At 60.2% G+C, this 13545-nt stretch carries 8 protein-coding genes; 4 read left to right on the top strand and 4 right to left on the bottom strand.

Annotated features, from left to right (window positions below):
• Positions 1-182: 182 nt before the first annotated feature.
• Positions 183-977, bottom strand: coding sequence for an SDR family NAD(P)-dependent oxidoreductase (locus AC13RE_RS24375; protein WP_488564842.1), 795 nt, complete (start codon positions 975-977; stop codon positions 183-185).
• Positions 978-1128: 151 nt separating this feature from the next.
• On the opposite strand from AC13RE_RS24375, the gene betI reads away from it, so the two are divergent.
• Entirely contained in the window at positions 1129-1758 is a 630-nt protein-coding gene (gene betI, locus AC13RE_RS24380; protein ID WP_488564843.1) for a transcriptional regulator BetI, read from the top strand.
• 354 nt (positions 1759-2112) lie between these two features.
• On the opposite strand, the gene AC13RE_RS24385 is transcribed toward betI, so the two are convergent.
• Positions 2113-3504 (bottom strand): MFS transporter, encoded by a 1392-nt coding sequence (locus tag AC13RE_RS24385; RefSeq protein ID WP_488564878.1) that lies wholly within the window; start codon positions 3502-3504, stop codon positions 2113-2115.
• A 49-nt stretch (positions 3505-3553) separates the two neighbouring features.
• Entirely contained in the window at positions 3554-8344 is a 4791-nt protein-coding gene (locus AC13RE_RS24390) for an NAD-glutamate dehydrogenase (protein WP_488564844.1), read from the bottom strand.
• Between the two features lie 293 nt (positions 8345-8637).
• Between AC13RE_RS24390 and pdxY the strand changes: the two genes are divergently transcribed.
• Positions 8638-9513: a pyridoxal kinase PdxY gene (pdxY, locus tag AC13RE_RS24395; protein ID WP_488564845.1), complete on the top strand. Its 876-nt coding sequence runs from the start codon at positions 8638-8640 to the stop codon at positions 9511-9513.
• A gap of 18 nt (positions 9514-9531) precedes the next feature.
• Here pdxY and AC13RE_RS24400 read toward each other — a convergent pair whose 3' ends face one another.
• A complete protein-coding gene (locus AC13RE_RS24400) occupies positions 9532-10191 on the bottom strand; it encodes a YggS family pyridoxal phosphate-dependent enzyme (RefSeq protein WP_488564846.1) in 660 nt (219 codons plus the stop codon).
• 199 nt (positions 10192-10390) lie between these two features.
• On the opposite strand from AC13RE_RS24400, the gene leuS reads away from it, so the two are divergent.
• Both leuS and AC13RE_RS24410 read left to right on the top strand, forming a co-directional pair.
• Entirely contained in the window at positions 10391-13021 is a 2631-nt protein-coding gene (gene leuS / locus AC13RE_RS24405) for a leucine--tRNA ligase (protein ID WP_488564847.1), read from the top strand.
• Positions 13011-13532 carry a hypothetical protein gene (locus tag AC13RE_RS24410; RefSeq protein WP_488564848.1) on the top strand — a complete coding sequence of 174 codons (522 nt, stop codon included), beginning with the start codon at positions 13011-13013 and terminating at the stop codon, positions 13530-13532. Before leuS ends, AC13RE_RS24410 begins: the two co-directional genes overlap by 11 nt.
• Positions 13533-13545: the final 13 nt, after the last annotated feature.

Here is a 13545-nt window from a genome sequence, read left to right on the forward strand (position 1 = left end):
GCGGAATTCCAAGCATTGAAGAGGAATCCGCAATCTGACCTACGGCAAGCGTTGCGGCTCCTCGTTGAGTGTCAGACCGAAGGCAACCAGCGCTGCCAGAGGCAGCGCCAGGAGCTTCGCCACGCTGAGACGTTAAATCTTCAGATGGAAGCTGCCTAAGTCTTTCCCCGCCGTCTCATTCATCATTTAACCGAGTATCCACCGTCGATGATGAGGTTTTGGCCAGTGACATAAGAAGCGGCATCGCTCGCTAGGAATACCGCCGGCGACCCGAATTCGCGCATGGTGCCTCGTCTCTGCAAGGGCGTCGTCGCGCGAATATCTTCCTCAAGGTCGCCGGTCCCGGCGGCTACGTCCGCACCGTCGGGCGGCACGTGTTCCGTCCAGCCCGGATTGATGGTGTTGACTCGTATGCCGTCGCTACCCCACTCAACGGCCAAGTTCCTCGCCATCATGTCCAAACCGCCTTTCGCGGTGGCGACCCCCACCAAATCGGCATAGCCGACAAGGCTGGAATTAGCGGAAACGAATATGACCGAGCCTGAACGTCGGCTGGCCATATACGGATGCGCCGCCTTGGAGAGGTAGAAGTAGCCCGAGAGTTCGACGTCGATCACCCGTCGCCAGCTTTCGGCCGTCATCCCGGCCGCCGCGCCTTGAATGTTCGTGGCGGCATTGCAGACCAGAATATCGATCGTGCCGAAAAGGTCGTTCGTTCGCCGCATTAAAGCTTCGCAATCGTCAGGCAATGAAATATCGGCCCGTGTCGTCTCGACCCGTCGCCCTCCTGCACGGATCGTTGCGGCGGTATCTGCCAGGTTGTTCTCCGTCCGGGAGGCGAGCATCACGTTCGCGCCGGCGGCGGCAAGCTCTTCGGCAATTGCGCGGCCTATACCTCGTCCGGCACCTGTCACCACTGCGGTTTTTCCAACCAAATTAAAGGCTTCAAGTCCACCAACTATATCTTTTCCGCTCACTGTCACGACCTCCTATGGACAACTTACCGACCGTTAATCCATTTTGCTTGCTCATGCAAATAATTTGGTAGATTCGGCTTGAATGCTTTGACTTTCGAACCGCGACAGCGTCTTGTGATGATTGAGTAATGCCAAAGAGATCGTCGTTAAAATGCCACTCAAGAAGAAACAAAGCGAAACGAACCGCTCGCTTGCGAATGCAAATGTCACCAGGAAGGAGATGCGAGCAGACCGTCGCAAGGCCCTCGTTGATGCTACCGTGAAGGCTATCTATCAATATGGGTTCGCTGGGATCACCGTAGCGAATATCGCATCGATCGCAGGGATTTCAGCGGGCAATGTCCACCACTACTTCGGGGGCAAGGATGCCCTTCTCGGCGAGGCAATGCGTGTCCGCCTCGAATCCGTTCGCATTGAAACCGTAAGAAGGATGGCTGGTGCAACAACGCCACTAGAGCGCTTGCATGCGATCATCGAAAGCAATTTCCTACCTTCTGTATTCTCCCGCGAGATGTGCGTAGCATGGTTACACTTCGCGGCTCACTCTACCCATGACGAAAGATTGCGGCGTCTATCGCGCATCAATGCCCGGAGGCTCAAAAGCAATTTGGTTGCCGATCTCAAAGTCCTAGTCGGGAAAGAGAAGGCCTTGGTAACAGCCGAGACCTTAACCGCAATGATCGACGGAATGTGGATGCATTGTGCCCACGAGGAAGTGACAGTGCCACCCATTCAAGGCATCCTCGAATATCTCGACAACGTGGTGACATCACACGCCTAACATCACAAAGAAACGTCGCCGGAAATTCCCGACGACGCCGCATATTCGATCAAGATGCCTAGCGTTGATTAGGCCGCCAGCGGCAGCCCCGCATCTTCGTGAACTTTAGCCATGACGGCCTCGCTAAGGTTCGTCTGAATTGAACCCTCTCGATTGTCCCGGCAAACAGCCGTCGGGAGAGGGTCGCGCGTCACGCGCGGGGTGAGGGGGCGTTACCGGGAAGGTATATGTTGTTCGCAATGACATAGGCCGCTTCCGGGTTACGCCGCGCTATCCCCTCATCCGACCCTTCAGGCCACCTTCTCCCCACGGGAGAAGGGAAGAGCATATCCCAACTTGAATAGAAGGATATCCCTACTTTGCCCCCTTGTCAGCCGGATAGGGCGTCGGTAACAGGAGTAGAAGGCCCCCGGCGAGGAAGATGACCAGCGTCGCCATGCCGAGACGGGCCGAACCGCTCCAATAGGTCATCAGCGAAAAGAACAGCGTCGCCATGAAGCTGGTGGCGCGGCCGGAGAGCGCATAGATGCCGAAATAGCGCCCGGCCTCCGAGAGGCTGACGCTGCGGGCGAGATAGGAGCGCGAGGAAGCCTGGACGGGGCCGAAGGCGATGCCGATCAACAGGCCGTAGCCGATATAGGCTTTTTCCGCCGCGGTGCCGAACAGACCGCCGGAGCTGATGGTGGAAAGCGGCACTAGGCCGAAGAGCGTGAAGCCGGGTCCGGTGGAGATGATGCCGAAGGTTGCTATAAGCAGCAATGTCAGGCTGATGACGACAGTCACTTTCGAGCCCAGCCAGCGATCGACATAGCCGGCGGCGAAGCAGCCGAAAATGGCGATGATATTGAGGATGATGCCGTAGATACCGATCTCGATCGTCGCCCAGCCGAACATGCCGGCCGCAAAGGTGCCGCCGAGGATAAGCAGGCCGTTGACGCCATCCTGGTAGATCATGCGGGCGATGAGAAAGAGACTGATGCCGCGCCGGCGCTTCAGCTCGCCCAAGGTCGCCGATAGCTCACGCAGGCCCGAGCGAACGGCGGCGCCAAGCGGCAGGCCGCGGGCGGCATCCGGTGTGAAGAGGAACATCGGCAGAATGAAGATGAAATACCACACGGCCGAGATCGGTCCGGTGATGCGGGCGTCCTCACCGAACGTGGCATCGAGGCCGAAAAGCGGCGCCAAGCCGAAGATAGTCTTGCCGGTCTGCGGATTACCGGCCAGCAGGGTCACGACCGTGATCAGCACGATCATGCCGCCGAGATAGCCGAGCCCCCAGGCGGCGTTCGACAGCCTGCCGACATCGTCCTTGCCGACCAGCCGCGGCATCATCGAATCGTTGAAGACGATCGAGAATTCGGCCGAGATCGAAGCGAGGATCATGAAGATCACGGGATAGATGAGGGGCGATCCCGGTGCTGCTCCCCAGAGACAGAAGAGACTTGCGATCTTGATGACGGCGAAGAAGGCGATCCAGGGCTTGCGGGCGCCGGATTGATCGGCGATCGAGCCGAGAACCGGCGAGAGGATGGCGATGATCACCGAGGAGATCGTCGCCATGTTGCTCCATGTCGTCTGCGCTGAGACGGGATCGGCCGTCAGCCGCGCGACGAAATAGGGGCCGAAGATGAAGGTGGTGACAACGGTGAAGAACGGCTGCGCCGCCCAGTCGAAGAACATCCAGCCCCAGATGCCGCGTGCCGGCACTTTTGCCGGCACGTCATTGCTAACTTCGGTTGCCACCAGATCCTGCCCCTGATTCCGTTACCACATCAAGCGGTCGGGGCGGACTGTGTCACCTTGCCCGGCCGTTCGCAAGATCGCTGAGCAGGCCGGCGGCGACGGTGATGCGGGCGAGGTTCGGATCGCCGCTTTCGCTGAGGCCGCCGAGCTCTTCGGCGATGCGATTGATGCGGATACGGTCTTCCGCATGCCATGCCTGAACCGGCTGCTTGTCCTTCGGATGGTTGGACAAGGCGGAGATGACGATATCGCGGCGGGCGCCGGCGATTTGGTCGAGGCTGCGTGCCAAGGCGAGGCTCTCATAGTGATCGCCTGTCACGATCCGGCTGCCGGCCAGCAATAGGCGGCTGACGCGGAAGGTTTGAGAGACGGTGAAGTAGCTTTCGGCTGCCCGGTTCAGCGTATCGCCGGTGCGCTCGGCGATCTGCATGATCTCCGGCACGAGAACGAGCGCATAGATGGTGGCGATCTCCGAAGCCAGCTTCTCCGGCAGGCCGGCAGCCTGATATTCCGATTCGCGAGCGGCGATCTCCGCGGCAAAATCCGCCGGAATATGCGTCAGGAAGACAGGTCGCAGTCTCTTCAGAGCTGCGCGAAGCCGGCTAACGGTTTCCTCGATTTCACCCTTGGCGGCCCCGGTCTTCAGCAGGAGCCGCGTCAACACGGTATAGACTTCGGTGATCTCGCCATAGACGCGATTCTGCATCTGGCCGCCGACCTTACCGTCAAGCGCATCCGTCTCGTTCCAGAGCCGGTCGAGATCGAAGCCGTCACGGGCGATGACCGCGGCCTTGACGACTTCGGCCGCCGACGCCGCCGTCGCATCCATCATGCTGACCGCAAAGCCCGGGCCGCCGCGATTGATCGCTTCGTTGGCAAGCGCCGTGCCGATGATTTCGCGGCGCAGACGATGGCTTTCGATATCGGTGGCGTTCGAACGCTGCATCTTGGCCGGAAAATAGCGGCTGAGCGTGGCGGCAAAATAGGGGTCGTCAGGCAGGTTGCTGGCGACAATCGCGTCGAAGAGCACGATTTTGGCGTAGGAAAGCAGCACGCCGATCTCGGCGCGGGTTAACGGACGTCCGTTGGCATAGCGCTCCGCGAAGGTCTGATCGTCGGGCAGGGTCTCGACCTTGCGGTTGAGCTGTTTTGCCGCTTCCAGCACGCTCATGAAGCGGCTGAGTTCCAAGCCGTTACCGGTGCCCTTGCGCTCGGTCAGCGAGATCGCCAGGGATTGCAGATAGTTGTTGCGCAGGACGAGCGAAGCCACCTCATCGGTCATGGAGGCAAGCAGCGTATCGCGCTTGGCGCGGGTCAGCCGGCCGTCATGCATGGCGTTGGCAAGAGCGATCTTGATGTTGACCTCGACGTCGGAGGTGTTGACGCCGGCGGAATTGTCGATGGCGTCGGAGTTGCAGCGCCCGCCCTTCAGGCCATAGGCGATACGGCCCTTCTGCGTGACACCGAGATTGGCGCCTTCGCCGATGACCTTGGCACGGACTTCATCGGCCGTGATGCGGATCGGATCGTTGGCGCGGTCGCCGACTTCCGAATCGGTTTCGGACGGTGCCTTGACGTAGGTGCCGATGCCGCCGAACCACAGGAGGTCGACGGGAGCCTTAAGAATCGCCGTCATGATCTCGAAAGGCGTTGCCATCGACTTGTCGATGCCGATGGCGGCGACCGCCTCCGGCGTTAGCGTGACCGACTTTGCCGAACGGGAAATGATCATCGCGCCCTTCGACAGGACGGACTTGTCGAAGTCCTGCCAGCTCGAGCGCGGCAGGTCAAACAGGCGTTGCCGCTCGGCGAGCGTCTTTGCCATGTCCGGATCGGGATCGATGAAGATGTCACGATGGTCGAAAGCGGCAAGCAGGCGGATCTTCGGAGAGAGCAGCATGCCGTTGCCGAAGACGTCACCGGACATGTCGCCGACGCCGACGACGTTGAAAGGCGTGGTCTGGATGTCGATGTCCATCTCGCGGAAGTGACGCTTCACGGTTTCCCACGCGCCGCGGGCGGTGATGCCCATCTTCTTGTGGTCGTAGCCGGCCGAGCCGCCTGACGCAAAGGCATCGTCGAGCCAGAAGCCGGCTTCCTGCGCCAGGGCATTGGCGGTGTCGGAGAAGGTAGCAGTGCCCTTGTCGGCGGCAACGACGAAATAGGGGTCGTCGCCGTCGAGCCGGACCGTATCGGCCGGCGGGATGATATCGGCGCCGGAAATGTTGTCGGTGATCGACAGCAGCGTGCGGATATAGGTCTTGTAGGCTTCGCGGCCGGCGTTGAATATCTCGTCGCGGCTGCCGCCGACTGGAAGCTTCTTCGGATAGAAGCCGCCCTTGGCGCCGACGGGCACGATAACGGCGTTCTTGACCTGCTGTGCCTTCACGAGACCCAGCACTTCGGTGCGATAGTCTTCAGCACGGTCAGACCAGCGCAGGCCGCCGCGCGCCACCTTGCCGAAGCGCAGGTGCACACCTTCCACCTCGACGCCATAGACGAAGATTTCACGGAAGGGCCGGGGTTCGGGCAGGCCATCGAGCAGCTTCGGATCGAGCTTGAAGGCAAGCATGGCCTTCGGCGTGCCGTCGGCATTTTTCTGGAAGTAATTGGTGCGCAGCGTTGCATCGATGGCGTTGACGTAGCGGCGCAGGATGCGGTCGTCATCGAGGCTTGGAACGTCGGCAAGCTTGGTTTCGATCGCAGCATGCAGTTCCGGGAGCTTCTTCGTGCGGCTCTTGTCGCTGAGCTTCGGATCGAGCGTGTCGTGAAACAGGCGGAAGAGGGAGGCGGCAATCCCGGGATATTTATCCAGGGTAGAGGCGATATAATCCTGCGAATAGGCAATACCGGCCTGGCGCAGATAGCGAGAATAGGCGCGCAACACATTGGTTTCACGGGCTGAGAGATCGGCGGAGACGATCAGCCGGTTGAAAGCGTCATTGTCGATCGTGCCGCCGAAGGCAGCGAGGAAGGCTTCTTCAAGAGCGGCGCCGTGGCGAGCGAGATCGATCGTCAGGCCGCTGCGGGTTTCGAGCTCCATGTCGTGGAGGACGACATGGCCGGTCGAGCCGTCTTTAGCCGTAACATAGATATCGAAGGTGCGCTCGCTGATAACGTTGAAACCGAGATTTTCGAGCAGCGGCACGCGGCGCGACAGCGCCAGGTTGCCATCGCCGTGGAATATCTTCAGCGAGAGAATATCACCCGCTTCATCCTTGCGGATATAGAAGCCGATACGGATCGGCTCGGTGCCGGCCGTGGCAATGATATCAGGCAGGTCGGCAAAGGCATCTTCCGGCGAGAAGGCTTCCTGGAAGGCCTGGCTGACGGAAATGCTTGGCGCCTTTGGACCCGCCAGCATGGCAAAGCGTTCGTCCCAGCGGGCCGTTATGGCGCGGATCGCTTCTTCGAGCTTGGCTTGCGGAACATGCGGCGTCTTTCCCGCGCTGCGGCCAATAATGAAATGAACGCGCGCCACTCCGCCTTCCGGGAAGGCGGGGTAATAGGCGGAGACGCGGCCGTCATAGATGGTCTTCAGATAATTGCCGATCTTTTCACGAACGACGGAATCATACTCCTCGCGCGGGACATAGACGATGACCGAGACAAAGCGGTCGAAATGGTCGATACGCGGCAATACGCGTACGCGCGGCCGATCGGTGAGGTCGTTGATCTGCTCGGCGAAGCTTGCCAGCAGCGTCGTGTCGATCTGGAAGAGATCGTCACGGGGATAGGATTCCAGCGTGTTTTCGAGCGTGCGACCCGAGTGGCTCGTCGGGTCGAAGCCGAAGTGATCCTTGACCTTCTGCACCTTCGAACGCAGCAACGGCACTTCGGTGGCGGCGCTCGTATAGGCCGTCGATGTGAAGAGGCCGACGATGCGCAGTTCGCCGGTCACGTTGCCATCAGCATCGAAACGCTTGACGCCGACATAATCCATATAGGCACGGCGGTGGACGATCGACTTGACGTTGGCCTTGGTGACGATCAGGAAATCCGGGCCGTCGAGGAAGGCGAGGATTTCCGGCGTCGTGGTGACGGCGTCCTTGCCCTGCCGGAGAACGCGAACATCCGGATTGGAGAGAATGCCGAGGCCGGTGCCGCGATCCCGCTCGACCTTGGCGTTGGCGCCCTTGCCGGAATAGACATATTCGCGCATGCCGAGGAAGGTGAAATTGCCGTCGCGTAGCCAGGCAAGGAAGGCAAGCGCCTCATCGCGGTCATTCTTGCGGCGGCCGGCAGCCTCATAGGTCGATAGTTCCGATATCACGGTATCGAGGCGCGACAACATCGGCTTCCAATCGGAAACGGCAAGATGCGTCTGATCGAGCACGGTCTGGATCCGCTTGGTCAGATCGGTCGCCTGCGCTGTCGTCAGGGGCGAGAGATGAAGCTGGATATGGCTAACCCGATGGGCCGGATCGCTCGGGCGATCGGCGGAATAAAGATCCGGCTGCTTGCCCTTCTCGATGACCAGGATCGGATGCACCGCCATATAGAGATCGCGATAGCTGCTGGTCACTTCGCCCATGATCGATTCATAAAGGAAGGGCATATTGTGGTCGGTGATCGAAAGGATCGAGACGGCAACGCCATCGGGTTCGATACCGCCGACCTGCTCGATGCTGACGCGAGGGGACGTGGCGCTCCAGGCTGCGAGCTCCTTGGCCGCATGCGCCGCGGCAAGTGCCAGCATCTCCGGGCTGTAAAGCTCCATGTCGTCATTGCTCGCCCGACCAAACAGGATTTCGGGATCGAGATGTGCCTCGCCTGTCGCCGCCGCAATCTTGCGTGCCGCCTCGATCTGTTTTTCCCGTTTCGGATTAGTCTTGGGCGCCATGAAATCCCTCCCGATTTTCGAATTCTGACGACAGTAGCAGAAGGTTTAGCGAAAAAACTGGCAAAAAGAATGCGAATTTGGTTCGTTTCGGACTGATTTTGGTCGGTTTTTTCAAAAAACTTGCCGAAAGCGGCGATATTGATGAAAAACAGGCTTAATTGGCGAGAAATTGGCGGAATCGACTCGTCAACAGAGGTTTTCATGACTCTGTGAAGGGCGGTTGACAGAGTGCCGCGAAAGGGATCATCAACTTGCGCAATTGCAGTTTGAAGCCCTGAACTGAAAGCACAATCATGTCGCAAGTGTCGGCCGGCGCCGTTATCGTCATTTCCAGTCATGTCGTTCGAGGGTCCGTCGGCAATCGCGCCGCAGTCTTTGCGCTGGAAACACTCGGCCATCCGGTCTGGGCGCTGCCGACCATCGTTCTGCCATGGCACCCCGGCCATGGCCGCTCGACGCGCCTGACCTTCAACGAAGCCGATTTCGACCATGCGATTGACGATCTTATCGCCGCACCCTGGCTTTCCGAGGTCAAGGCGGTGCTATCGGGCTACTTCGGCAACGCCGCCCAGGCGCATGCCGTCGCCCGGCTGGTGAAGGCTCTGCGGGAGAAAAACCCGGATATCCTCTATGCCTGCGATCCCGTCATCGGCGATGCCGGCGGGCTCTATGTGCCGCAGGCGACAGCGGAAGCGATCCGCGACCACCTGATCCCGCTGGCGTCGCTCGCAACGCCGAACCGCTATGAGCTTGCCTGGCTGGCGGGAGCGCCGCTCGAGGATAACACCGCCATCATGGAGGCGGCGCTCGCGCTTGGACCGTCGCGCATGCTGGTGACGTCCGCCGTTCCGATGATGGCCGGTGGTATCGGGAACCTCTATCTCAGCGGCCGAAACGCGCTGCTTGCCGAGCATCGCAGCATCGAAGGCGCACCGAATGGGCTCGGCGATCTCCTGTCTGCCGTCTTCCTGTCGCGCCTGCTTTCGGGGATGGATGAGGAGCGGGCATTGCAGCTGACGACGGCCAGTGTCTTCGAGGTGCTGGCACGAGCCGTCAAGCGCGGCAGCAACGAGCTGACACTGGCTGTCGATTCCGCAAGCCTGTCGACACCGATGGCGATGGTGCAGCTACGCCGCCTCGTCCATCCTGCACAACGCAGGAAAAAGTAGCGGCCAGAGCTTTTTAGCCTATCGCGCGCCGAAAATCGCCGAGCCGACGCGAACACTGGTCGCGCCGAAGGCAACTGCAATTTCGTAATCGCTCGACATGCCCATGGAGAGCTTTTCGACGCCGGCCTGCTTGGCGAGCTTTGCAAGTAGAGCAAAATGCGGCCCCGGATTTTCGTCGGCGGGCGGGATGCACATCAAGCCCTCGATGGAAAGCCCGAGCTCCTTGCGGCAGAGATCGACGAAACTAGCCGTATCGTCGGGCGCGATACCAGCCTTTTGCGGCTCTAACCCGGTATTGACCTGCACGTAGAGCCGAATGGCCTTGCCCTGCCGCTTGATTTCATCGGCAATGGCCCGCGCGATCTTTTCCCGGTCAATGGTTTCAATCACGTCGAACAGCGCCACGGCGTCTGCGGCCTTGTTCGATTGCAGCGGCCCGATTAGATGCAGCTCAATCCCGGGCGTTTCGGTCTTCAGCTCCGGCCACTTGCCCTGGCTCTCCTGCACACGGTTTTCGCCAAACACCCGCTGGCCGGCCGAAATTGCCGGGCGGATTTGATCGGCATCGAAGGTCTTGGAAACGGCAACGAGCTGCACAGAGCCGACAGCTCGGCCGGCCTGACGCTCGGCAGCCGCGATATGGGAACGGACTTCGTCCAAGCGCTCTTGAAGTTCCATCTTCTCGCCTCGATATTTGGCTTGCTTCTCAAACTTTGCAGTAATGAGGCTCGCGGGCTTTGCCAAGGGCGAATGCGTCCGAATCCGGCTTTGCATTGCAAGATAAGGCACTTGCTGCGGCTGCTAAACTTGACGCTTGGGTGGTTTCGTGGTGAAGGTCACGCCTTACTCCCCATGATTTTCCGGAATACAAGAACAGATGACTAGCGAACGTTATAATCCGCGCGATGCCGAGCCCCGCTGGCAGGAAAAATGGAACGAAGAGAAGGTCTTCGTGACAGACAATGCCGATCCGCGTGAGAAATATTACGTCCTAGAGATGTTTCCCTATCCATCGGGCCGCATCCATATGGGCCATGTGCGTAACTACGCCATGGGCGATGTCGTTGCCCGCTACAAGCGTGCCCGCGGCTATAATGTGCTGCATCCGATGGGCTGGGACGCCTTCGGCATGCCGGCGGAAAACGCCGCACGCGACAATAAAGTGCATCCGAAGGAATGGACCTACCAGAACATCGCCTCCATGCGCACCCAGCTGAAGGCCATGGGGCTGTCGCTCGACTGGAGCCGCGAGTTCGCGACCTGCGACGTCGATTATTATCACCGCCAGCAGATGCTCTTCATCGACATGATGGAGAAGGGTCTGGTCTATCGCAAGAAGTCCAAGGTCAACTGGGACCCAGTTGACAATACCGTTCTCGCCAATGAGCAGGTCATCGACGGCCGCGGCTGGCGCTCGGGCGCGCTGGTCGAGCAGCGCGAGCTGACGCAGTGGTTCTTCAAGATCACAGAGTTCAGCCAGGAACTGCTGGATGCTCTGGATACGCTCGACCATTGGCCGGAAAAAGTACGGTTGATGCAGAAGAACTGGATCGGCCGCTCCGAGGGCCTGACGGTTCGCTGGGAAATCGTTGCCGAAACCGCTCCCAACAGCGATCGCGAGATCACCGTTTACACGACCCGTCCCGATACGCTGTTCGGCGCCTCCTTCCTGGCGATCTCGGCCGACCATCCGCTCGCCAAGGAAGCGGCTGCCAAGGATCCGGCCATCGAGGCCTTCTGTGAGGAATGCCGCCGTGCCGGCACCTCACTGGCTGCCCTGGAAACGGCCGAGAAAAAGGGCATGGACACGGGCATCCGCGTCCACCATCCCTTTGACGCGTCCTGGGAGCTGCCCGTCTATATCGCCAATTTCGTGCTGATGGATTATGGCACGGGCGCTATCTTCGGCTGCCCGTCCGGCGACCAGCGCGACCTGGATTTCGCCCGCAAGTACGGCCTGCCGGTCGTTCCCGTCGTCATGCCCGCGGATAGCGATGCTGCGAGCTTTACAGTCGGAGACGTCGCCTATGACGGCGATGGCGTGATGATCAATTCGCGCTTCCTTGACGGCATGAGCACCGAGGAAGCCTTCCAGACGGTGGCGACGAAGCTCTCTGAGACGAGCCTCGGCAACACGCCGCAGGCTGAGCGCAAGGTGAATTTCCGCCTGCGCGACTGGGGCATCTCCCGTCAGCGTTACTGGGGCTGCCCGATCCCGGTCATCCATTGCGATGACTGCGGCGTGCTGCCGGTGCCGAAGAAGGATCTGCCGGTTAAGCTGCCCGACGACGTGACTTTCGACCAGCCGGGCAATCCGCTCGACCGGCACGCCAATTGGCGGCATGTCGCCTGCCCGCAATGCGGCAAGGATGCCCGCCGTGAAACCGATACGATGGATACCTTCGTCGATTCGAGCTGGTATTACGCCCGCTTCACCGCTCCCTGGGAAGATCAGCCGACGGATCCGAAGGCAGCCAATCACTGGCTGCCTGTCGATCAGTATATCGGCGGTATCGAACACGCGATCCTGCACCTGCTCTATTCGCGCTTCTTTACCCGCGCTATGCGCGAGACCGGCCATCTTGACGTGAAGGAGCCCTTCAAGGGCCTGTTCACGCAAGGCATGGTCGTGCACGAAACCTATAGTCGCGGCAGCGGCCTGACGCGCGAATGGGTGTCGCCGGCCGATATCAGGATCGAGGAAGTCGACGGCCAGCGCCGCGCCACACTACTGTCATCAGGCGAAGACATCGCCATCGGTTCGATCGAGAAGATGTCGAAATCGAAGAAGAACGTCGTCGACCCCGACGATATCATCGCCTCCTACGGCGCCGATACGGCACGCTTCTTCGTGCTCTCCGATTCGCCGCCCGATCGCGATGTCATCTGGTCGGAAGCCGGCGTCGAGGGCGCACATCGTTTCACCCAGCGCATGTGGCGCCTGGTCTCCGAAGCCGCCGATGTCCTGAAGGCGGTCAAACCTGCGCCGGCTAAGGAAGGCGAAGCCCTGGCGATTTCGCAGATCGCCCACCGCACGCTGAAGGCGGTTCAGGGCGATTACGACAAGCTCGCCTTCAATAAGGCCGTGGCGCGCATTTATGAATTCGTCAATGCGCTGGCGGCACCGCTCGGCAAGGTCGCGGCCGGCCAGGCCGATAGCGCCTATCGCTCCGCCGTTCGCGAAGCTGTGGAAATTCTGATTGCGCTGGTCGCGCCGATCACGCCGCATCTGGCTGAGGAATGCTCCGCTGCGCTTGGCAACGTCAACATGGTCGCGACCAGCCCATGGCCGGTTTATGACGAGGCGCTCGTGATCGAGAACGAGATCGTTTATCCCGTTCAGATCAACGGCAAAAAGCGCGCCGAATTGACAATCGCGCGCGATGCAGATCAGAATGCCGTGCAACAGGCCGTGCTCGCCCTGGACGCCGTTACAAGCACATTGAATGGTCAGGCGCCAAAGAAGATTATCGTCGTTCCACAGAGGATCGTAAACATTGTCGTCTGATAGACTTTTCAAATTCGCCCGCATGGCCGGCGTTGCGTCTCTGGTGGCCGTTGCCGGCCTCTTGTCTGCATGTCAGGTTCGGCCGCTCTATGCCGTCAGCACGGGCGTGACGCAGAAGTTGTCGGAAGTTTCCTTCTCTGACGTCGGCTCGCGCGTGGGTCTCCAGGTGCGCAACCAGCTGATCTTCATCGCCGGGCGTGGTGCAGGGGAGACCAAGACGCCGAAATACAGTGTCGACCTAAGCGTCAGCTCCGGCACTGGTGGCGTGCTTTATCTGCCGTCTTCGAGTACGTCGGCCGCAGGCCGCACGACTGTGACCGCCTCCTTTACATTGAAAGAGATCAGCACCGGCAAGGTCATCAAGTCCGGTAGCCGTGCGGTAACTTCGCTGGTTGACTTCCCGACGCAGGAATTTGCCAAGCAGCGCGCAATCCGTGATTCGGAAGACCGTGCCGCCCGCGAAGTCGCCGAGATGGTCGCAGCCGACATCGGCGCTGCGCTCAGCCGCTGATAGAGAGCGCGGC

The sequence above is a fragment of the Martinezella sp. CNPSo 3959 genome, from assembly GCF_057784355.1.